The organism is Bradyrhizobium sp. 179 (genome assembly GCF_023073535.1).
Lineage (GTDB): Bacteria > Pseudomonadota > Alphaproteobacteria > Rhizobiales > Xanthobacteraceae > Bradyrhizobium.
In genome coordinates this window covers 174,501-194,789 of the sequence record NZ_JADPJR010000108.1, presented here as the reverse complement: position 1 = coordinate 194,789, position 20,289 = coordinate 174,501, and the positions used below count along the sequence as shown (strand labels likewise).

Below are 20,289 nucleotides of genomic sequence, written 5' to 3'. Positions count from 1 at the left end.
GACGATGCTGGATCAGGGTGAACTGGACCAAAACGAGATGGGCCGGCTGATCGGAAGTGACAAGGTCGAAGGAACATCGGTCTATGGGGCCGATCGAAACCGGATCGGTTCAATCGAACGCGTCATGATCGACAAGATCAGCGGCAAGGTCTCTTACGCAGTGCTTGGCTTCGGCGGATTTCTCGGCCTCGGCAATGATCATTACCCGTTGCCCTGGCAGTCCCTGAAATACGACACCGAGCTCGGCGACTATGTTACCGCGATTACCGCGAAGGATCTGGAAGGCGCTCCGAAATATGGTGAGAAGGCTGAGTGGAACTGGGGTGATGATGCTGCCGTACGCGGTATCAATGCCTATTACGGCGTTCCCTTCGCGTAGCAAAGGACGATACGATGAGTAAGGAACGGCCTACCGATGATCCCCGGACTGAGAGCGACTGGGGTTCGCACAGGCAGACGGACAAGCCTTGGAAGGGCAATCCGGAAAAAGAGCAGGGATCGGACAAAGTAAAGCCCGACCTCGAGAAATGGCACGAGACCAAGACGCACTAACGTCCACTTTCCGTAAGAGCGATCGAGAAGCGCAGCGCGGCGGTGCCGCGCTTTCTGAGCACCGCATTCACGAATGACAGCGGTGCTCCAGCAAGTCGGAACCATGCTTCGGCGCTGCGGTTGGGCTGCCGGCGCGCAAGCTTGGCTCAATTGGCTTGCGACCGGTAGTCCCGATAAAAGGTGGTCAGCGTGGATGCTCAAACCCGGGAGCGTGGGCCGTCCGCGGAGCAGCCGCAGTGGACGAAGGAAGCTCCGAGAACGAATCCTGATCAATCCCGCGACGTCAAGGAGCAGTCGGGCGAACCGGCGCCGCCGTTGCGCGCGAGGCTTCGCCAGCATTGGCTGTTGGCAACTGTCGGCGCCATCGTGCTGATCGCGGCGCTCGTCGGCGGTCTGCTCTATTGGCTTGAGGTCCGCCATTACGAATCCACCGACGACGCTTTCGTCGCCGCGCGCAGTTTTTCGGTGGCTTCGAAGGTCGGTGGTTACGTGACCGACATCCCGGTCACGGACAACCAGCACGTCAATGCCGGCGACCTTCTCGCCAAGCTCGACGAGCGCGACTATCGCATCGCCATCGATCAAGCCGATGCGCAGGTCGCGGCGGCCAAAGCGAACATCGCCAATGTCGGGGCGCAAATCGACTCCCAGCAGGAGCAGATCAAGCAGGCCCAGGCGCAGCTCGAACAGGCTGAGGCCCAACTCCAGTTCTCGCAGGAAGAATTCGCGCGCGCCCAGGATCTGGTCGAAAAGGGAGCCGGAACCGTGCAGCGCCAGCAACAGACCCGTTCCGACCTTCAGGCGCAGCAGGCCAACACCGAGCGCGCCAAGACCGCGGTGACGGCCGCGCAACTGAGCATCAAATCGCTACAAGCGCAGCTCGAAGGCGCCAAGGCGCAGCTCGGGCAATCGCAGGCGCAGCTCGATCAGGCCAAGCTGAACCTGCAATATACCAGCGTCGTTGCGGCGCAGTCCGGTCGCGTCGTCAAGCTCTCCGCCGCCAAGGGCACATTCGTCACCGCCGGCCAGAGCCTGATGATGTTCGTGCCCGACGAGGTCTGGATCGTCGCCAACTATAAAGAAACACAGCTCAACGACATGCGGCCAGGCCAGCCGGTAGAGATGCGCATCGATGCCTATCCCGGCCGCAAGCTGACCGGCCACGTCGATTCGGTGCAGCCGGGCTCAGGCACCGCGTTCAGCCTGCTGCCGGCGGAGAATGCCACCGGCAACTACGTCAAGGTGGTGCAGCGTGTGCCGGTGAAGATCGTGGTCGACAACTGGCCGCCCGATCTGCCGGTCGGACCGGGCATGTCGGTCGTGCCCTGGACCAGGGTGCGATGACGGACGTCACGCAAGGCGGCGCGTCCGCCGGGGGTTGGTCGCCGGAGCGGTCGGCGGCGGGCGGGCACAATCCCTATCTGATCGCCTTCGTGGTCTCGATCGCGACCTTCATGGAGGTGCTCGACACCACCATCGCCAACGTCGCCTTGCGCCACATTGCCGGCGGGCTCGCGGTCGGCATCGACGAGAGCACCTACGTCATCACCAGCTATCTCGTCGCCAACGCCGTCGTGCTGTCGATCTCGGGCTGGCTGTCGACCGTGATCGGCCGCAAGCGCTTCTACATGATGTGCGTCGCGACGTTCTCGATCGCGTCGCTCCTGTGCGGCTTCGCCTGGAATTTGCAATCGCTGGTACTGTTCCGGATCTTGCAAGGCCTTGGTGGCGGCGGCATGGCGACCAGCGAGCAGGCGATCCTCGCCGATTCCTTCCCACCGCATAAGCGTGGCCAGGCCTTTGCCATCTACGGCGTCGCCGTCGTGGTCGCGCCAGTGATCGGGCCGACGCTCGGCGGCTGGATTACCGATACGTATACTTGGCACTGGGTGTTCCTGATCAACGTTCCCATGGGATTGCTGTCGTTGTTCCTGGTCGGCACGCTGGTCAAAGAGCCGTCGGGCGCAGAGGAGGAGAGGGAGAAGCTGCTCAGCAAGGGTCTGCGCGTCGACTATGTCGGTTTCGCCCTCGTTGCGATCGGGCTCGGCTCGCTCGAATTCGTGCTCGACGAAGGCCAGCGCAATGACTGGTTCGGATCGAACATGATCGTCGTCTTCGCGGTGCTCGCGGCCGTCTCGCTGCTCTCGCTCATTCCCTGGGAGCTGACGCGGGAGCAGCCCATCGTCGACCTTCGCCTGCTTGGCCGCCGTCAGTTCGCCGCCTGCTTCCTCGTCATGCTCGGCACCGGCGCGGTGCTGATCTCGACGACGCAGCTCCTGCCGCAACTGCTCCAGACCGAGCTGAACTACACCGCGATGCTGGCCGGTCTCGCGTTGTCGCCCGGCGGCGTCGCGACGCTGGTGCTGATGCCGGTGGTTGGCCGCCTCGTCGGCATCGTGCAGCCGAAATATCTCATCATGTGTGGTGCCGCCATCGTCGCGTTCTCGATGTGGCATCTCACCGGGCTGACCGGCGACATCACCTACGGCTACGCTGCGCTGTCGCGCATCTTCCTTGCGCTCGGTCTCCCCTTCCTGTTCCTGCCGGTGACGACCGCGTCCTATGACGGCATCCCGCCGGACAGGACCAACCAGGCCTCGGCGCTGATCAATGTCGCCCGCAATATCGGCGGCTCCATGGGTGTCGCGCTGGCGCAGACCATTCTGGCGCAGCGCCAGCAATTCCACCAGAGCCGCCTGATCGAGCACGCAGCGCCGTCCGATCTCGGCTACCAGCAGACCATCGACGCCATGACACGTTACTTCCAAGCGCAGGGCTCCAATGCAAGCGATGCCGCGTCGCAGGCGGTCGCATGGGTTGGCAAGACCTTGCAGCAGCAGGTCGACCTCCTCGCCTATATCGACGTGTTCTGGACGCTTGCGATTATCGCCCTGCTGATGATCCCCACCGCAGCCGTGCTCCGCAGGATCGATTTGAGCGCGCCGGCGCGGGGGCACTGACGGGCTCTCCCGTTCAGAGAGAAGGGGTGACCGCGGCACGAGACTGCGGCTAGACTGAACCTGACATCAAGCAAAGCCCTGGGAGGAAACTGACGTGAAGACCGCGATCACCGAACTGTTCGGCATCGAGCACCCGATCATCCAGGGCGGCATGCATTTCGTCGGCTTTGCCGAGCTGGCCGCCGCCGTCTCCAATGCCGGCGGGCTCGGCATCATCACCGGGCTTACGCAGAAGACGCCCGAGCTGCTGGCCAAGGAGATCGCGCGCTGCCGCGACATGACGGACAAGCCGTTCGGCGTGAATCTCACCTTCCTGCCGACCTTCTCGGCGCCGCCTTATCCGGAATACATCGCGGCCATCGTCGAAGGTGGCATCAAAGCGGTGGAGACAGCGGGCCGCAGCCCGGAAGCATACATGCCGGCGCTGAAGGCGGCCGGCATCAAGGTCATCCACAAATGCACCTCGGTGCGCCACTCCCTGAAGGCGGAGCGGATCGGCTGCGACGCCGTCAGCGTCGACGGCTTTGAATGCGGCGGCCATCCCGGCGAGGACGACGTTCCCAACATGATCCTGCTGCCGCGCGCGGCGGAAGAGTTGAAGATTCCCTTCGTCGCCTCCGGGGGCATGGCCGACGGGCGCAGCCTGGTCGCGGCGTTGTCACTCGGCGCAGCCGGCATGAACATGGGCACTCGCTTCATCGCCACCAAGGAAGCGCCGGTGCATCAGAACGTCAAGAACGCGCTGGTCGCCGCCACCGAACTCGACACCCGCCTGATCATGCGGGCGCTGCGCAATACCGAGCGCGTCCTGAAGAACGCCAATGTCGACCGCCTGCTCGAGATCGAGCGCGAGAAGGGCACCAAGCTCACCATCGACGACATTCACGACCAGGTCGCGGGTGTCTATCCCAGGATCATGCTGGACGGTCAGATGGACGCGGGCGCCTGGAGCTGCGGCATGGTCGCAGGCCTCATCCACGACATTCCCTCCTGCAAGGAGCTCGTCGACCGCATCATGAGTGAGGCGGAAACCATCATCCGCAGCCGCCTGATCGGGTTCCTGGATGGGACGGAGACGACGCGAAAAGTCGCCTGACTCCGCCAAACTTCTTAACCACGGCGGCAATTGGCCGCTGGAATTGCGCGTGGCGCCTCCTAAATAGGGGTAAATTACCCCTTCATCAATTTCAGGAGGTGCTCGTGGTCCTGAAAAGCGTTCCCTTTGCAATTGCGATGGCGCTCGTGCTCGCAGCGGCGGGCCTCGCGAGTGCTGACGACTACAAGCCTGACGAATATCTGGGTCTCGATCTGTCCAAGGCCGTGCTGTCGCCGAAGCGGCTTGGTCCTGAGACGCAGTTCGCGCCGGTCGCTTTGGAGGCACGCGGCGGCAACGAGGCGCAGGCGCGCGCCGAGCCGATCCACGTGCCGAAGAAGGTTGCCGCCGAACGCGTGCACGTGGCCGAGCCCAAGGTCGGGCATGGCCGGAGCGTTCAGCCGCGCGGTACGGCCCGCACCAAACTCTCGCATCGCCACGGCAATCCGCTCGACGCACAGGCGCTGGACACGCGTATCCAGACTTGGCCATGCCGCTCCGGCGGCATCTGCAATTGGAAGCGTTAGTCGCAGCGCTGCTGCCTCTTCACCTCGCCGCCGCAAGCGGGCGAGGAAGCGCACCTGCACCGTGGTTACGCTTGCCAGTCGAAACCGTCATCCGCGCGTCGTAAAATCGTAGGCGCGAAGTCAAGAAACCGTAAGGATAGAGTCAAGGAGCGCAGGCACCTTCCGTTGCGATTCGACGAAGGTTTCCTGAATGGCAACGCTCCGCGCCGCGCGGGCATGGACCCGGCGGCAATTTTTGGTCCATTCAACCTCCAGTCTCGCCGTCGCCTCGCTTGGGACGCTCGCAAAGCCGCATCTCAGTCGCGCTGCCGACCGTCCGCAGATCACGAGCGGCATCCAGTCCGGCGATGTCTCTGGAGCCTCCGCCGTGATCTGGGCGCGTGCCGACCGAGCGGCGCGGATGCGGGTGGAGTGCTCGACCCTCGAGAGCTTCAAGGCGATCGTCGCGTCGGCCTCCGGCGATGCGCTGCCCGAGGCCGATTTCACCTCAAAACTACTGCTGAACGATCTGCCTCCCGGGCAGGACATCTTCTACCGCGTCCGCTTAGACGACGCCGCGACCGGGATTGCCGGCGAAAGCCGCGTCGGCCATTTCCGCACCGCGCCGGCTGCGGGCCAGTCGATCTCGTTCCTGTGGTCCGGCGACACCGCGGGGCAGGGCTGGGGCATCGACGTCTCGCGCGGCGGATATCGCAGCTATCGCACCATGCTCGACAACCGCCCGGATTTCTTCATCCATTCCGGCGACCACATCTATGCAGACTGCACGATTCCTGCCGAACAAAACCTGCCGAACGGCGGAATTTGGCGCAACATCGTCACTGAGGAAAAATCCGAGGTCGCGCACACGCTGGCGCAGTTCCGCGGCAATTACAAATACAACCACCTCGACGAACACTTTCGCGCCTTCCATGCCGAGGTGCCGATGTTGGCGCAGTGGGATGATCACGAGGTCACCAACGACTGGTCGCCGACCGGCAGCTACGACGCCGCCGGTTACGAGGACGACGGCACGCCGCTCTTGGTCGCGCGCGCCCGCCGCGCCTTCTTCGATTTCGTGCCGATCCGCGACGTTGGCGCGCGGCAGGGTCGGGTCTATCGCAAGATCGCTTACGGCCCGCTGCTCGACGTTTTCATGATCGACATGCGTAGCTATCGCGATGGCACCTGGAACAAGGGATGCGACCATCGCGGCTGGATCCTCGGCACCGAGCAGCTCGCCTGGTTGAAGCGCGAGCTCGCTGCCTCACGCGCGACCTGGAAGGTGATTGCGGCCGATTTGCCGATCGGCCTGATCAGCCTGGACGCCGTTGCGCTCGGCAATGGGCCGCCCGACCGGCGTGAGCACGAGATCGCCGATCTGCTGGCGTTCATCAAGCGCGCCGGAATCCGCAACATCGTCTGGCTCACTGCCGACATGCACTACACCGCCGCGCACTATTACGATCCCAACAAGGCGCAATTCCAGGACTTCGATCCGTTCTGGGAGTTCGTCTCCGGCCCGCTGCATGCCGGCACCTGGAGCCCGGGCGAACTCGATGACACGTTTGGTCCGGTCGCAATGTACCAGCACGGCTGTAGCGCTGCGCAGGGCGAGAATCTGGCGCCGTGCTTCGGCTTGCAGTTCTTCGGCCGGGTCGACATCGACGGCCGCAGCGGTGTGATGAGAGTGACCTTGAAGGACGTCGATAACCGCGATCTCTGGTCAGTCGATATCCAGCCGCAGCAGCAGGCACGACCGGCCGTCGTGGCTCAGCATTCGTAGGCCATTAACTTGATCTTGATTGGCCGCCCGGCGTCTCCCGCGCTATGGTCGCTGCTCCTGCAACTTCCTTTCCATCACCGAAGAGTCTGTCACCGCGCGTCTGGCGCGATGAACTACGTCAGGAGCCTGTTTCATGCACCATCTGCAGACACAGGGCATTAGCATGCCCAAGCTCGGCCTCGGCACCTTCCGCATGCAGGGCGATGCCTGCCGGGCCGCGGTCGAGAGCGCCCTGTCGATTGGCTATCGCCACATCGACACCGCCGAGATGTACGCCAATGAGGAGTCGATCGGCTCGGCCATCGCCGCTTCCCGCCTGCCGCGCGGCGAACTGCACATCACCACAAAGGTCTGGCACGAGAATCTGGCGCCGGAGGCGATCCGTCGCGCTTTCGATGCCAGCCTAAAGAAGCTCAGGCTCGACCATGTCGACCTCTATCTCGTGCACTGGCCGTCGAAAATCGCCAATTGGGGCGCGGTGTTCGAGACCCTGATGAAGCTCAAGGAGGAGGGGCGGACGCGGGCGATCGGCGTTGCGAACTTTACCACCGCGCTGCTCAAGATTGCCGTCGAGGACATCAAGGCGCCAATCGCCTGCAACCAGGTCGAATATCACGCCATGCTCGATCAATCGAAGGTGTTGGCCTATCTCAGTGCCAGGAGGATTCCGCTGGTCGCCTATTGTCCGCTGGCGCAGGGGCGCTTCGCAACAGATCCGGTGCTGAGCGAGATCGGCGTTAAGCACAACGCGACCGCGGCTCAAGTGGCGCTGAAATGGTTGCTCGATCAAGACGGCGTCGTGGCGATCCCGAAGGCGTCGCGGCGCGAGAGCCAGCAGGCCAATCTCGATGCCCTGAAGATCACGCTCGACGATGCCGACCGCAACAAGATCGCCGCACTGCCGAAGGACAGGCGCTGCGTCAATCCCGGCTTTGCGCCGGCGTGGGATTAGCCCCGAGTGCTTTCGAACGCGCAGAAAATGGCCCCGCGAGGGGCCATCTCCATGCTGCGTTGCGCTTTAGTCCCAGTGATGGTGGCGATGACTGCGCTTGATTACGACGACCTTGTCGCCGCGATGGTGCCAGCCGCGATGCCAGCCGTGGTCACGATGCATGCCGTATTCGGCGCGGGCAGCGTACGGGCCGTGATGATGATGACCGCGCTTGATCACCACCGTCTCGGCGCTCGCCAGAGTCGGCCCTGCGATCACGAGCGCGCCGAGAGCTGCAACCACATAACCACGCTTCTTCATGATGTCCTCCTCCAATCGAATGCACATCTAAACCGTACATGCACGCGAACGTTCCGGAGGAACGGCGGGAGAATTCTGAACGGCTGTTAATCACAGCGTTGCTGCGCCGGTGTTGGCGCGCCGGTCGCGACGTATTTGCCGTCTCTGATCGTGTACTCGCCGCGCTCGCTGCGATTGTAGATCGCGCGCAGGCTGCCATCCTCCTGCAAGAGGAGTCCGAATTCGCGCGTCTGATGGAGCGAGGGGAAGAACACCATCACATTGAGCAGGCCTTCGGCATCGACCGTGGCGGAGACCACCTCGTTCTCGTCCCTGGCGTCGCCGAAATTGCGCCGGTACATCACCCGGCCGTCCTTCGTGATCTCGTAAGTCAACCGTGCGCCCTTGTCGCGGTCGGGCCGAGCCGCGCAGTCGACCGCCCAAGAGCCGAGCAGGCCCCATTGTTCGACCCTTACCGCAAGCGTCTCGGCATGCGCCGCGGACACGAGTGCGACCCACGGCAGCGCAGCCGCGATCCAGCGGCTCAAGCAACGCGTCATGTCCTGGCAAGCCCCGCCTCGAAGAATTTCAAAGTACAGCATCCCGCTCACGGCCGCCCACGCTGGCTGCCGATCGCGCGCGAATCGGATCCGCGTCAATGAGGCCGGCCGCTTCCGGGTAGGATGCACTTTCCGGAGGCGAACGTGGATAGACCACTGCTGAATCAAGTCGTCAATTTTGCGGGCGAAGGGATTTTTGAGCGTTACGTCGTCCAGATCGAGGCCGGTAAGAGCAACATCTCGGTGGTCCTCTTGCTGCGGCTAGCCTCCGCATCCGCGGCAGCCAGCCCCAGCTGGCTTGGTATCAGGCCCTCTTCTCGATATTGGCACTGCGGGCCGGCACGCCAAATTCCTTGCGGCAAACCTCGGCCAGTACGGCGACGCCCTCACGGATCTGCTGATGCGTAGGGCTCGCAAAGCAGAGCCTCAGTCGTGAGCTGGAATGGTTCTTGTTGGTCGACCATTCCGGCCCCGGATTGATCGAGACACCGGCGGCAAGCGCGGCTTGATACAGTTTGAGCGTATCGACCTGGTCGGGCAGTTTCACCCAGAGGAAGATGCCGCCCTTGGGCTCATCGAACTCGGCCGCCGTCCCGAACTGCTCGTTGAGGGCCTCCATCAACGTATCGAGCTTGGTGCGCAACGCTTTCGTCAGTGCCGGCACATGGCTCGCGAAGTGCGGCTTGCAATAGGTCGCGAGCACCATCTGCTCCAGCGCGCCCGAGCCGGCATCCGTCTTCAGCGCCAGCATCCGCGACATCACATCCCAGGGTGCTACGACGAAGCCGACGCGCAGCGCCGGCGCGATCGATTTCGAGAACGAGCCGATATGGATCACGCCGCCGTTTCGGCTCATCGCATGGATCGCCGGCGGCCGCTGCCCGGACCAGACGAGGTCCGCATAGCAATCGTCTTCGAAGATCGGCACGCCGTATTCGGATGACAGGCGCAGCAGCTCGGCGCGTCGGCTCTCTGGCATGATGCTGCCGGTCGGGTTCTGCACGGTCGGAATCGTGTAGATGTATTTCGGCCGGATGCCGCGGCTCTTCAGATCGGCGAGAGTGGAGGCCAGCACGTCCATGCGCATGCCGTCCTTGTCGAGGGGGATGCCCACCACGTTGACGCCGAGCCGCGCCAGGCGGGTCAGCGAGCCCTGATAGCTCTCCTGCTCGAAAATGACGGTGTCGCCGCGCGCTAGCAGCGTGGCGTTGACGAGATCGAGCGCCTGAAGCGAGCCGGAGACGATCAGGAGGTCGTCGACCGTGCAGGTGATGCCGGCATCGCGCTTGAGCTTGGTCACCAGGAATTCGCGCAAGGGCAAATACCCCTGAGGTCCATGCGCCAGCCCATAGGTGGCGAGCGAGCGGCCCTCGCGCTGTAGTGCCAGGTTTGTCGCCTCGATCAGGCCCTCGAGCGGCACCTGTTCGGAGTCGTTGTTGCCGCCGACGAAGCTGTATTTGGCAAGGCCCGTCCAGCGCGCGGAGGGGGCCGGCAGCCCCGCGGGAAACAGGGGTGCGAAATCGAAGCTGGACGTCATGGGCGTTCCTCGTCTTGTTCTTGTTGGGGCGGTCGGCGTGCACCGGCCTCTCTTACTTCTTGCCGGCCGTCCGGGTCGGACGTCCCTGGCTGATGAAAGCGTAATGCGCATTGGCGACGCCGCCAACCATCAAGGCTTCGACCACGGGCTCGGCGATCTCGCTTGGCGCGGCCCAGTCGACGAGAAAATTGGCTCCAGTCCCGCCCCGTACGTCGTCGGTCGGAATGAAGATCGAGACGGTGGCGAGCGGTCTCAAGGCGACCGGCGCCTTCAGATAGCTCTCGACCTGCTTGCCTGCGGTGTCGAAATAGGCGATGCGTTTGACCACCAGCGGCTGGGTCTCGGAGGCGTTGTGCACGCTCAGCGTCACCGAGAAGTCGACACGCAGCTTGCCCTGGCTCATCGCGACGCTGGAATAGGCGGGCACGTAGAACCCGCCGGATACGGCGAGTTCGTCCTTCGGCAGCGCGGTGAGCGAATCGGCAAAGCTTTGTTCGATACTGATTTTCGATTGCGCGGCGGTGGGCACGGCATAGGCGAGGGGGCATAGCAGCATTGCTGCGAAGAGCCCTTCGCGCATGTGACGAATTGCTCGCTTGCCGCACCGCGACCCATCTCTAGGGTGCGGCAAAACGGACCAATTTGGCATGCACGAGCTCATTCGCGACATCACTCTCTGTATTCTGTTTGCCTGGATGCTGGGCCTGCTCGCCCATTTCTCCCGGCAGCCCCTGATCCTGGCCTACCTTATCGCCGGTTTCTGCATAGGTCCATTCGGCGCCGGCTGGGTCAAATCGCAGGAATCGATCAGCGTCATCTCCGAGCTCGGCCTGATCTTCATGCTGTTCATGATCGGGCTGGAGATCGACCTGAAGAAGATCGTGCGGGCGGGAAAGGTGATCCTGTTCGCGGCAGCCGGCCAGCTGCTCGGGGGCTGCCTGCTCGGGGTCCTGTTCTTCGTCGGCATTGGCTTGTCCCTCGGCAGCGGGCATTTCGATGCTGTCTATCTCTGTGTCGCCTGCGCGTTGTCGAGCACCGTCATCATCGTCAAGGTGCTCTACGAGAAGCGCGAGCTCGACACGCTGCCAGGGCGTATCACCCTCGGCGTGCTGGTGCTCCAGGATATCTTCGCCATCCTGTTCCTGGCGGTGCAGCCGAGCCTGGCTAATCTGCAAGTCAGCGTCATCCTGCTCTCGATCGGCCGCGTCGCAGTGCTGGTCGCCGCCGCGCTGTTGGTCAGCCGCTACGTGCTGCCGCGCCTGTTTCACCAGATCGCCCGGCGGCCCGAGCTGATCCTGCTCGGCGCGCTGGCCTGGTGCTTTCTCGTCGCCGAGATGGCGGAGCGGCTGTCGCTGTCGCGCGAGATGGGCGCCCTGATCGCCGGCGTCTCGCTTTCGACCTTTCCCTATGCGCTCGATGTCACGGCCAAGGTCACCACGCTCCGCGACTTCTTCATCACCCTGTTCTTCGTCGCACTCGGCATGACCATCCCCGTGCCCGGCCTCTCCGTGATCGGGCTCGCTTTGATGATCGCGGCGTTTACCGTGGTGAGCCGGCTCGTGACCACCTTTACTCCGCTTTATCTGATGAAACAGGGGCTGCGCGCCAGCCTGTTGCCGGCCCTCAACCTCGCCCAGATCTCCGAGTTCTCGCTGGTGGTGATCCAGACCGGCATCGCCGACCATCACATCGCAGCCGAGACGGCGAACGCGGCCTCCTTTGCCTTCGTGGTTCTGGCCGTGCTCTCGACCTTCGTGATGACGCGCAGTGACGAGATCACCCGCTGGATGATTGGGCCCCTGAAGCGGATTGGCCTGCGCGACCTCGATCATGGCAGTGGCCATGCCGAGGAGGCCCATGAGGGCGGCCACGGCGAGGCCCGCCGCATCGTCATCCTCGGCTTTTTCCGTGCGGCGAGCGCGTTGCTAGCCGAGATCGAGCGGCAGGCTCCGGTGCTGCTGGAGCAGATCACGGTGGTCGATTTCAACCCGAATGTGTACCAGACCCTGCTCTCGCGGGGACTGCACGTGATCTATGGCGACATCAGCAATGTCGACACGCTACTCCATGCCGGCATCGGCAAGTCCGAGATCATCATCCTCAGTGTGCCGGATTCGCTGCTGAAAGGCGCCACCAACGAGAAGCTGGTCCGCCACGTCCGCGCGCTCAACCCCACCGCCCTGATCGTGGCCACGGCCGACCTCCTGGCCGACGTCGGCGAACTCTACGAGGCCGGCGCCAGCTATGTCACGGTGACCCGGCTCAGCGACGCCCACGAGCTGTTCACGGTGATCGAAGCCGCCCAGGCTGGCCTTCTGGCCGACAAGCGCGCCGAGCTCGATCAACGGCTCGGCGAGCGGCGCGAAGTGCTACCCTGACCGGCCGGCCTTCCTCTCCGGCGCGCGCCGCCTATATCCTTGATATCTTCGCTGCAAGCCTGAATGACCCTGGCAGGCCTGCCGCCTGGCATATGTGGTTGCGCTGGGGAGACTAGCGCCCCGGCCCAAGTCCGGCTAAGCCTCCCGGCTATAACCGATAGAGATTGGGAAATGCCCGATAGCGTCCAGGAAGTCTTGCAGGCCTTTGCCCGAGGCGAGCTCGTCGTCGTCACCGATGATGAGGATCGCGAGGGCGAGGGCGATCTGATCGTCGCCGCCTCGCTCTGCACCGCCGAGAAGATGGCGTTCATCATCCGCCATACCTCCGGCATCGTCTGCGCGCCCGTGACCACCGAGGACGCGCGCCGTCTGCGGCTCGATCCGATGGTCGCCCACAACGATTCGGCGCACACCACCGCGTTCACGGTCTCAATCGACTACAAGCCCGATGGCGGCACCGGCATCTCGGCCGAGGAACGTGCCTCGTGCTGTCGCGCGCTGGCCAATCCCAATGTCGGCGCTAACGACTTCGCCCGGCCTGGCCACATCTTCCCGCTGATTGCCAAGGACGGCGGCGTGCTGCTGCGCTCCGGCCACACTGAAGCCGCGGTTGACCTCTGCAAGCTCTCCGGCCTGCCGCCGGTGGGTGTCATCAGCGAGCTCATGAACGACGACGGCAGCGTGATGAAGGGTGAGCAAGTCGCCCGCTTCGCCGCCGAGCACAAGCTCAAGCACGTCACCATCGCGGATATGATCGCCTACCGCCAGGCGCGCGAGAAGCTGATCGAGCGGGTCTCGACCTTCATCACCGAGAGCCCGATCGGACCCTTGCAGGGCTATGCCTACCGCTCGCCGTTCGATTCCATCGCCCACGTCGCCTTCGTCTACAATGGCGTTGGCGACGGCAAGAACGTGCTGACGCGCTTCCACAAGCCGAACATCGTCAAGGACACTTTCACGGGCCATAAGCGCATGGCGGCGGTGCTCGAGCATTTCAAGAAATCCGGCCGTGGCGTGCTGGTTTACCTGCGCGACGGCGCAGCCGGTGTGCCCGTGGCGCCGCTGCCGGACGAGTCGTCCACGGAAGCTGACCGCAACCGCCAATGGCGTGAGGTCGGCGTCGGCGCGCAGATCCTGCGCGATCTCGGCGTCACTTCGATCCGGCACCTCACGTCCTCGGTGCACGACTACAAAGGCCTGTCGGGCTTCGGCATCGAGATCGTCGCCAACGAGCAGCTCGAAAGCTGACACGCAGTGTCATTCCGGGATTGCGCTGAAAGCGCCAGACGCCGAATCTCGATGTCGTAGAAGCGAGGAGATTCCGGGTTCGATGCTTCGCCTCGCATCGATCGAAACCAGGATGCAATTGCACTTGTTGCCGCGGCGCTCTAATTTGTCCGGCAATTTATGACGGAACCAGACGCGAAAGGACGTTTCATGAGCGTGCGCCCTCAGGCCAAGGACAAGCCGGCTGCGGCTTCATTCCAGTGGGACGATCCGTTCCTGCTCGACGAGCAACTCACCGAAGACGAGCGCATGGTGCGCGACACCGCTCGCGCCTATGCCCAGGACAAGCTGCTGCCACGCGTCTCCCAGGCCTATCTCGAAGAGAAGACGGACCGCGAGATCTTCAACGAAATGGGTGAACTCGGCCTGATCGGCATCACCTTGCCGGAGGAATATGGCTGCGCCAATGCGAGCTACGTCGCCTATGGCCTCGTCGCGCGCGAGATCGAGCGGGTCGATTCCGGCTATCGCTCGATGAACTCGGTGCAGTCCTCGCTGGTGATGTATCCGATCTACGCCTATGGCGACGAGAACCAGCGCAAGAAATACCTGCCGAAGCTCGCCAGCGGCGAGTGGGTCGGCTGCTTCGGCCTGACCGAGCCCGACGCCGGCTCCGACCCCGCCGGCATGAAGACCCGTGCCGAGAAGGTTTCGGACGGCTATCGCCTCACTGGCAGCAAGATGTGGATCTCGAACGCGCCGATCGCCGATGTGTTCGTGGTGTGGGCCAAGTCGGCGGCGCACGACAACCAGATCCGCGGCTTCGTGCTGGAGAAGGGCATGAAGGGTCTCTCCGCGCCGAAGATCGGGGGCAAGCTGTCGCTTCGCGCCTCAATTACCGGCGAGATCGTGATGGACGGCGTCGTGGTTCCCGAGGACGCCCTGCTGCCCAACGTCTCCGGCCTGAAGGGCCCGTTCGGCTGTCTCAACCGCGCCCGTTACGGTATCTCCTGGGGTGCGCTAGGGGCCGCTGAAGACTGCATGCACCGCGCCCGCCAGTACACGCTCGACCGCAAGCAGTTCGGCAAGCCGCTTGCCGCGACCCAGCTGGTGCAGAAGAAGCTCGCCGACATGGAGACCGAGATCGCGCTCGGCCTTCAGGGCTCGCTTCGCGTCGGCCGCCTGATGGACGAGGGCAAGTTCGCGCCCGAGATGATCTCGCTCATGAAGCGCAACAATTGCGGCAAGGCGCTCGACATCGCCCGCACCGCCCGCGACATGCACGGCGGCAACGGCATCTCGATCGAGTACCACGTGATGCGCCACGTCCAGAATCTCGAGACGGTCAACACCTACGAGGGCACCCACGACGTCCACGCCCTGATCCTGGGCCGCGCGATCACGGGCATTCAGGCTTTTTTCTAACCACGTCTTCGGTGGCCATTATCTTGCTCAGCTGTCATCGCCCGCCTTGTGCGCAGTTGCGCACTGGGGCGGGCGATCCAGTATTCCAGAGATCGCGCCTTTCGCCACAGACGCCGCGGCGTACTGGATACCCCCTTCGCGGGGTATGACGGCGAGGGTCGGCAGTGCACAGGAAGTCCCATGTCCGACAATGACGACGTCCCGTTCAACCGCAACTTTCCGCTAACGCCCGGAATCGTCGAGGAGGTCCGCCCCGGCGTGCGGCGCGTGCTCTGCAACAATCCGAGCCCGTTCACCTTCACCGGCACGGTCAGCTACATCGTGGGCAAGGGCAACGTCGCCATCATCGACCCCGGCCCGGACGACGAGGCGCATGCGGCGGCGCTGCTGGAGGCCGTGCGCGGCGAGACGGTGAGCCACATCTTCGTCACCCACACCCACCGCGATCACTCGCCGAACACCGCGCGGATCAAGCAGGTAACAAGCGCGCCCGTTTATGCCGAAGGCCCGCACCGTGCCTCGCGCCCACGCTTCGAGAGTGAGAAGCACAATCCGGAATCCGGCGCCGATCGCGATTTCACGCCCGATGTCAGGATCGCCCATGGCGACGTCATCGAAGGCGCCGGTTGGCGGCTCGAGGCGGTGGCGACGCCCGGCCACACCGCAAACCATCTCGCCTTTGCCTGGCCCGAGCGGAAATTCAACTTCGTCGGCGATCACGTCATGGGATGGTCGACATCGATCGTGGCGCCGCCCGACGGCTCGATGATCGACTATATGGACTCGCTGGACCGTCTCGCGTCCCGCGAGGAGGATCTCTACTTCTCCGGCCACGGCCCGGAGATTCCGGACGGCCCGCGCTTCGTGCGCTTCCTGATCCGTCATCGCAAGGCGCGCGAGGCCTCGATCCTGCATCGCCTCGCCAAGGGCGAGACTGACATCCCGACCATGGTGCGTGCGATCTATATCGGGATCGACCCCAGGCTGACGACCGCCGCCGGCTACTCCGTGCTGGCGCACCTGGAGGACCTGGTCGCGCGGGGCGTGGTTGCGACGGACGGCGATCCCGTGATCGGCGGCACGTACCGGATGGCCTGAGGGCGAATAGCGAATGGGGAATGGCGAATGGACGGCTCCATTCGCTATTCGCTATTCCCCATTCGCCAATTTCACTTCTTCACCGTCTTCGCCGGCGTCTTTGGCGGCGCGACCGGGGCCTTCTTCACCGGCTTGAGCGCATCGGCATCGGCGGCGGTGTTGAGATCATCAATGAATTTCTTGACGCGGGCAGCGTTACTGCCGAGGTCGCTCTCGAAATAACGCGAGGCAGAGCGGATATCGACACGCGAATCATCGCCATCAGGCACGATCCGTATCGAGACGTCCTCGCGGAACCCCATGATCGGCGTGCGCGCGACTGCCTCGATGCGGCCGATACGGCGCGGCGGCTGCGGCGCGCGCTCGTCGATGACGAGCCATTTGCGCTTATTGACGAGCTGACGCGCGATCGCATAGGCGCGGTCCACCGGGATCTCCAGCTCGATCGGCTCGATGTCGGGATAAAACTGGCGTTGCTGCTCAGCCGAATAGAGGCCGGCATAGACCGCGGTGTTGGTGCCATCGCCGGTGCGTACGGGCGCCAGCGCGTCGAAGCGCGGCGGGTCGATTGGGTTGGTGGTGATGTCGTGGATCGCCGGCAGCTTGCGGTATTGCAGGCCAAGATAGGCCGGATAGGCGAGGATCGCGCCGTCGATCAGGAAAGCGAGCAGGATGCGCCCCATGCCGCGCGAGCCGTTCTGCCAGATCGCGGCAAAGCCGGCGAGCCCGAACAGGATCGAGAGGACGGCGATCGCGAGCCCGCCGAAGAAGGCCATCAGCGCGGGCTTCATCTCCAGGAAGTCGAAGCGGACGATGATGATCGAGACCACCACCGCCACCACCGCGAACACGGCCAGATTACGCGCCCAGCTTGCGAGGCTGGACACGGGCTCCGACTGATAGGGAGCGGAAAACCTGCGGGCCATCGGGTGAGCTCTGCCGGGGTTCTGAAGGCGGTGCCGGCCAGATCTGGCGCGACGATGCGCCGTTGAGACCATGGCCCGGGGGCAAATTCAAGGGAGACCGGACTGTTACGGCCCGCCATTCCGGGGCGATGCGGAGCATCGAACCCGGAATCTCCAGATTCCGGATCGGCTCTTTGAGCCGCCCGGAATGACGCGCGTAATGTCCTACGCCGCCGCGTTCGGGAAGCGGTAATCCTTGAACTGGTCGCGCAACGCCGTCTTGAGGATCTTGCCCGTCGCGGTATGCGGGATGCCGTCGACGAAGGCGACGTCGTCGGGCATCCACCATTTGGCGATCTTGCCGTCCATGAACTTCAGGATGTCCTCGCGCGTGGCCTGCTGGCCCTGCTTGAGCTGCACGATCAGGAGCGGCCGCTCGTCCCATTTCGGGTGGAACACGCCGATCACTGCGGCTTCGGCCACGGCCGGATGGCCGACCGCGAGGTTTTCGAGCTCGATCGAGGAGATCCACTCGCCGCCGGACTTGATCACGTCCTTAGAGCGGTCGGTAATGCGCATGTAGCCGTCCTCGTCGATGGTCGAGACGTCGCCGGTGTCGAAGAAGCCGTCCTCGTCGAGGATGTTGGCGTCGACCCGGTAATAGGCCTTGGCAACGGCCGGGCCGGCGACCTTGAGGCGGCCGAAGGTCTTGCCGTCCCAGGGCAGTTCCTTGCCGGCATCGTCGGTGATCTTCATCTGCACCCCAAATGGCGCGTAGCCCTGCATCTGGAGCACGTCGAGCCGCGCCTCGCCGGTCGCGTTCTGGAACGGCGGCTTCAGCGCCGCGACGCTGCCGATCGGGCTCATCTCGGTCATGCCCCAGGCGTGGCGGACGTTCGAGCCCATGTCGAGGAAGGCCTTGATCATCGAGCGCGGCATCGCCGAGCCGCCGCAGATCACCATCTTCAGGTCCGGCAGCTTCAGGTTGTTGGCGCTCATGTGCTGGAGCAGCATCAGCCACACAGTAGGCACGCCGGCCGTGTGCGTCACCTTCTCGGTCGAGAGCAACTCGTAGACGGAGGCACCGTCGAGCTTGGCGCCGGGCATCACCAGCTTGGTGCCCTGCGAGGGCGCGGAGAAGGCGATGCCCCAGCTGTTGGCGTGGAACAGCGGCACGACCGGCAGCATCGTCTCGGAGGCGCTGGTGCCGAGCGCGTCGACATTGTTGGCCATCAGCGCGTGCAACACGTTGGAGCGATGCGAATACAGCACACCCTTTGGGTCGCCCGTCGTGCCCGACGTGTAGCACATCGCGGCTGCCGTGTTCTCGTCAAAGTCCTTCCATTTGAATTTGCCGTCGGCCTGCGCAATCCAGTCCTCGTAGGCGACCACATTCTTCAGCGTGGTTTCCGGCATATGCGCTTTGTCGGTGAGTACGACGTAGCGTTCCACGCTCGGAAGTTTGTCGGCGATCTTCTCCAGGATCGGAACGAAGGTGATGTCGGTCACCACGATGCGGTCCTGCGCATGGTTGATGATCCAGGCGATCTGCTCGGGGAAAAGGCGAGGATTGACGGTATGGCAGATGGCGCCGATTCCCATGATGCCGTACCACACCTCGAGATGGCGCCAGGTGTTCCAGGCGATCGTGGCGACGCGGGCACCGAGCTTGATGCCGTCGCGCTCCAGCATCTGCGAGACCTTGAGCGCGCGCTGATGGATTTGGGCGTAGTTGGTGCGATGGATCGGTCCTTCGACCGAGCGCGTCACCACCTCTTGCTTGCCATGAATCCTGGCAGCGTGTTCGATGATCCGGTGGCAGAGCAGGGGCCAATCTTGCATCAAACCGAGCATTCTGACGTTCCTCCGAGAAGTCGCTGGGCGCGTTATCGCTCTCAGCGTTGGGCCAAAGAATTGTCATGAGTTTTAGCCTGCCGGACTTTCGCCGCAAATGGTCTTGTCGCGGCTATATGTCCGCCGGCGCAGCAATGCTTACCGCTGCGATCGGGCTGTCGCTTGTGCTCGCCGAGGGGGCGGAGGCGCGGAAATCTCCTGCGCCGCTGGATATCTTCGGCCTTGGTACACCACGGCCGCGCGCAGCCGTTCGTCCCGCCAAGATTCCATTGCCGCGACCCCGCCCTGAGGAGGCCCCCAAGGCAGCGGACGAGGGGGCGTCGGACGCGGAAGACAAGGCCTCTGCCGACAAGCCAAGCGCTGACAAGCCCGCCGAAGCTGCGCCGTCGCCCGAGAAGCAGGTCTCGGCCTGCCGGCTAGCGCTGACCGAGGAGATCGCGATCGCGCCCTCCATTCCGGATATCCGCGGCCCCGGCGCCTGCCGCGGCGAGGATCTGGTGCGGTTGGAGGCCATCGTGCTGCCGGACAAGCGCAAGGTGGCGGTCAAACCGGCGGCGATCCTCCGTTGCACCATGGCATCGGCGGTCGCCGATTGGGTGCGCAAGGACATGGCGCCACTGGCCGCGAGCCTCGGCTCTGCCATCAGCGACCTCGACAATTTCGACAGCTTCGAGTGCCGCGGCCGTAACCGCGTCGTCGGCGCGATGCTGTCCGAGCACGGCAAGGCCAATGCGCTCGACGTCCGCGCGATCAAGCTCGCCAACGGGCAGTCGATCGGCCTCACCGACCGGACCATGTCGCGCGAGGTGCGCGAGCGCGTGCTGCAGTCCGTATGCGCGCGCTTTTCTACCGTGCTCGGTCCGGGCTCGGACTGGTACCACGAGGACCACATCCATCTCGATTTGGCGCAGCGGCGCAATGACTATCGGATCTGCCAGTGGAACGTCTGGGATCCCTTGCCGCAGGTCGCCCCGCTGCTGCCGGCGGAACGTCCCGAGGAGGCGCCGCCGCGCGAGGTCGCGGCCAAGCCCGAAGCGAACGAGGACGCGGGCGACGGGGCGGAGAAACCGCCCGCGGACAAACCGACCGCTACTGGCAGCAAAGCCCGGTCGCACAAGCCGGCAACAAAAAAACGCCGGTGAAACCGGCGCTTTTGAATGTCAGAGATCGAAGCCGA

The 20,289-nt window shown here is 64.0% G+C and carries 19 protein-coding genes; 13 read left to right on the top strand and 6 right to left on the bottom strand.

Going from position 1 to position 20,289, the window contains the following annotated elements; translation table 11 throughout:
• Window positions 1-4: 4 nt before the first annotated feature.
• The 8 genes from IVB12_RS25815 (at window position 5) to IVB12_RS25780 (ending at window position 7,849) form a co-directional block, all read left to right on the top strand.
• A complete protein-coding gene (locus tag IVB12_RS25815; RefSeq protein ID WP_247303264.1) occupies window positions 5-379 on the top strand; it encodes a PRC-barrel domain-containing protein in 375 nt (124 codons plus the stop codon).
• 14 nt (window positions 380-393) lie between these two features.
• On the top strand, window positions 394-552 hold the full coding sequence (locus tag IVB12_RS25810) for a hypothetical protein (RefSeq protein WP_247303263.1): 159 nt from the start codon (window positions 394-396) through the stop codon (window positions 550-552).
• A 189-nt stretch (window positions 553-741) separates the two neighbouring features.
• Window positions 742-1,896 carry an HlyD family secretion protein gene (locus IVB12_RS25805; RefSeq protein ID WP_247303262.1) on the top strand — a complete coding sequence of 385 codons (1,155 nt, stop codon included), beginning with the start codon at window positions 742-744 and terminating at the stop codon, window positions 1,894-1,896.
• A complete protein-coding gene (locus IVB12_RS25800) occupies window positions 1,893-3,512 on the top strand; it encodes a DHA2 family efflux MFS transporter permease subunit (RefSeq protein ID WP_247303261.1) in 1,620 nt (539 codons plus the stop codon). Before IVB12_RS25805 ends, IVB12_RS25800 begins: the two co-directional genes overlap by 4 nt.
• Before the next feature lie 94 nt (window positions 3,513-3,606).
• Entirely contained in the window at window positions 3,607-4,608 is a 1,002-nt protein-coding gene (locus IVB12_RS25795) for a nitronate monooxygenase family protein (protein ID WP_247303260.1), read from the top strand.
• A 104-nt stretch (window positions 4,609-4,712) separates the two neighbouring features.
• The gene (locus tag IVB12_RS25790) at window positions 4,713-5,132 is read left to right on the top strand and encodes a hypothetical protein (RefSeq protein WP_247303258.1); all 420 of its coding nucleotides are present in this window, start codon (window positions 4,713-4,715) and stop codon (window positions 5,130-5,132) included.
• Between the two features lie 190 nt (window positions 5,133-5,322).
• Window positions 5,323-6,897, top strand: a complete 1,575-nt coding sequence (locus IVB12_RS25785) for an alkaline phosphatase D family protein (RefSeq protein WP_247303256.1) — start codon at window positions 5,323-5,325, stop codon at window positions 6,895-6,897.
• A gap of 133 nt (window positions 6,898-7,030) precedes the next feature.
• On the top strand, window positions 7,031-7,849 hold the full coding sequence (locus tag IVB12_RS25780) for an aldo/keto reductase (protein ID WP_247303254.1): 819 nt from the start codon (window positions 7,031-7,033) through the stop codon (window positions 7,847-7,849).
• A gap of 66 nt (window positions 7,850-7,915) precedes the next feature.
• On the opposite strand, the gene IVB12_RS25775 is transcribed toward IVB12_RS25780, so the two are convergent.
• From IVB12_RS25775 to IVB12_RS25760, 4 genes are all read right to left on the bottom strand, one after another.
• On the bottom strand, window positions 7,916-8,149 hold the full coding sequence (locus tag IVB12_RS25775) for a hypothetical protein (protein ID WP_247303252.1): 234 nt from the start codon (window positions 8,147-8,149) through the stop codon (window positions 7,916-7,918).
• Window positions 8,150-8,235: 86 nt separating this feature from the next.
• Window positions 8,236-8,688, bottom strand: a complete 453-nt coding sequence (locus tag IVB12_RS25770) for a hypothetical protein (protein ID WP_247303250.1) — start codon at window positions 8,686-8,688, stop codon at window positions 8,236-8,238.
• Between the two features lie 304 nt (window positions 8,689-8,992).
• Window positions 8,993-10,225, bottom strand: coding sequence for a PLP-dependent aminotransferase family protein (locus IVB12_RS25765; protein WP_247303248.1), 1,233 nt, complete (start codon window positions 10,223-10,225; stop codon window positions 8,993-8,995).
• 52 nt (window positions 10,226-10,277) lie between these two features.
• On the bottom strand, window positions 10,278-10,805 hold the full coding sequence (locus IVB12_RS25760) for a DUF3124 domain-containing protein (protein WP_247303246.1): 528 nt from the start codon (window positions 10,803-10,805) through the stop codon (window positions 10,278-10,280).
• 67 nt (window positions 10,806-10,872) lie between these two features.
• Between IVB12_RS25760 and IVB12_RS25755 the strand changes: the two genes are divergently transcribed.
• The 4 genes from IVB12_RS25755 (at window position 10,873) to IVB12_RS25740 (ending at window position 16,353) form a co-directional block, all read left to right on the top strand.
• A complete protein-coding gene (locus tag IVB12_RS25755; RefSeq protein WP_247303244.1) occupies window positions 10,873-12,603 on the top strand; it encodes a cation:proton antiporter in 1,731 nt (576 codons plus the stop codon).
• 171 nt (window positions 12,604-12,774) lie between these two features.
• Window positions 12,775-13,851, top strand: a complete 1,077-nt coding sequence (ribB, locus tag IVB12_RS25750) for a 3,4-dihydroxy-2-butanone-4-phosphate synthase (RefSeq protein WP_247303242.1) — start codon at window positions 12,775-12,777, stop codon at window positions 13,849-13,851.
• A 189-nt stretch (window positions 13,852-14,040) separates the two neighbouring features.
• Window positions 14,041-15,255, top strand: coding sequence for an acyl-CoA dehydrogenase (locus IVB12_RS25745; RefSeq protein WP_247303240.1), 1,215 nt, complete (start codon window positions 14,041-14,043; stop codon window positions 15,253-15,255).
• 180 nt (window positions 15,256-15,435) lie between these two features.
• Window positions 15,436-16,353, top strand: a complete 918-nt coding sequence (locus IVB12_RS25740; protein WP_247303238.1) for an MBL fold metallo-hydrolase — start codon at window positions 15,436-15,438, stop codon at window positions 16,351-16,353.
• A 71-nt stretch (window positions 16,354-16,424) separates the two neighbouring features.
• Here IVB12_RS25740 and IVB12_RS25735 read toward each other — a convergent pair whose 3' ends face one another.
• The gene (locus tag IVB12_RS25735) at window positions 16,425-17,279 is read right to left on the bottom strand and encodes a DUF1499 domain-containing protein (protein WP_247303236.1); all 855 of its coding nucleotides are present in this window, start codon (window positions 17,277-17,279) and stop codon (window positions 16,425-16,427) included.
• A 204-nt stretch (window positions 17,280-17,483) separates the two neighbouring features.
• Window positions 17,484-19,112, bottom strand: coding sequence for a fatty-acid--CoA ligase (locus IVB12_RS25730; RefSeq protein ID WP_247303235.1), 1,629 nt, complete (start codon window positions 19,110-19,112; stop codon window positions 17,484-17,486).
• A 65-nt stretch (window positions 19,113-19,177) separates the two neighbouring features.
• Here IVB12_RS25730 and IVB12_RS25725 point away from each other — a divergent pair, with 65 nt between their 5' ends.
• Window positions 19,178-20,254 (top strand): extensin family protein, encoded by a 1,077-nt coding sequence (locus IVB12_RS25725; protein WP_247303233.1) that lies wholly within the window; start codon window positions 19,178-19,180, stop codon window positions 20,252-20,254.
• Window positions 20,255-20,289 lie beyond the last annotated feature (35 nt).

Bases quoted from the DNA above. Each gene is read 5' to 3' on its own strand.
- IVB12_RS25815 (WP_247303264.1), top strand. From the start codon at position 5: ATGCTGGATCAGGGTGAACTGGACCAAAACGAGATGGGCCGGCTGATC.
- IVB12_RS25810 (WP_247303263.1), top strand. From the start codon at position 394: ATGAGTAAGGAACGGCCTACCGATGATCCCCGGACTGAGAGCGACTGG.
- IVB12_RS25800 (WP_247303261.1), top strand. From the start codon at position 1,893: ATGACGGACGTCACGCAAGGCGGCGCGTCCGCCGGGGGTTGGTCGCCG.
- IVB12_RS25785 (WP_247303256.1), top strand. From the start codon at position 5,323: ATGGCAACGCTCCGCGCCGCGCGGGCATGGACCCGGCGGCAATTTTTG.
- IVB12_RS25780 (WP_247303254.1), top strand. From the start codon at position 7,031: ATGCACCATCTGCAGACACAGGGCATTAGCATGCCCAAGCTCGGCCTC.
- IVB12_RS25775 (WP_247303252.1), bottom strand. From the start codon at position 8,149: ATGAAGAAGCGTGGTTATGTGGTTGCAGCTCTCGGCGCGCTCGTGATC.
- IVB12_RS25770 (WP_247303250.1), bottom strand. From the start codon at position 8,688: ATGACGCGTTGCTTGAGCCGCTGGATCGCGGCTGCGCTGCCGTGGGTC.
- IVB12_RS25765 (WP_247303248.1), bottom strand. From the start codon at position 10,225: ATGACGTCCAGCTTCGATTTCGCACCCCTGTTTCCCGCGGGGCTGCCG.
- IVB12_RS25760 (WP_247303246.1), bottom strand. From the start codon at position 10,805: ATGCGCGAAGGGCTCTTCGCAGCAATGCTGCTATGCCCCCTCGCCTAT.
- IVB12_RS25755 (WP_247303244.1), top strand. From the start codon at position 10,873: ATGCACGAGCTCATTCGCGACATCACTCTCTGTATTCTGTTTGCCTGG.
- ribB (WP_247303242.1), top strand. From the start codon at position 12,775: ATGCCCGATAGCGTCCAGGAAGTCTTGCAGGCCTTTGCCCGAGGCGAG.
- IVB12_RS25745 (WP_247303240.1), top strand. From the start codon at position 14,041: ATGAGCGTGCGCCCTCAGGCCAAGGACAAGCCGGCTGCGGCTTCATTC.
- IVB12_RS25740 (WP_247303238.1), top strand. From the start codon at position 15,436: ATGTCCGACAATGACGACGTCCCGTTCAACCGCAACTTTCCGCTAACG.
- IVB12_RS25735 (WP_247303236.1), bottom strand. From the start codon at position 17,279: ATGGCCCGCAGGTTTTCCGCTCCCTATCAGTCGGAGCCCGTGTCCAGC.
- IVB12_RS25730 (WP_247303235.1), bottom strand. From the start codon at position 19,112: ATGCTCGGTTTGATGCAAGATTGGCCCCTGCTCTGCCACCGGATCATC.
- IVB12_RS25725 (WP_247303233.1), top strand. From the start codon at position 19,178: ATGAGTTTTAGCCTGCCGGACTTTCGCCGCAAATGGTCTTGTCGCGGC.